The sequence below is a fragment of the Tamlana crocina genome (assembly GCF_012037625.1).
This window is the reverse complement of record NZ_JAAVJS010000810.1, coordinates 1-291: the sequence shown is the minus strand read 5'-3', so window position 1 is coordinate 291 and position 291 is coordinate 1. Positions and strand designations below refer to the sequence as shown.

Annotated in this window: 1 pseudogene; it reads right to left on the bottom strand. The window is 47.1% G+C overall.

Features of this window, described 5'->3' with window-relative positions:
- Positions 1 to 291 (bottom strand): annotated as a pseudogene (locus HC176_RS19850) (OmpA family protein); the annotation flags it as partial.

The window sequence follows — 291 nt, the reverse complement described above, 5'->3', positions numbered from 1 at the left end:
ACAACCTGTTACCGGGGTTGGAATACATTCAACTACTCCTGTATCTACTGGACACCCTAGAGCATCAACCTCAACTCCGGTTTCTGTACTGGAACACTGATCTATTCCATCCCATACTCCATCACCATCTGAGTCAATAGGACAACCGGTAGAATCTACAGTTGCACCATCAGGAGTATCAGGACAAGTATCTACATTATCTAAAATCCCGTCTCCGTCAGCGTCTCCTACTACAGGACAACCATTGTTGCTGACAGGCCCGGCTTCATTTGGACAGTCATCATCTCCGTC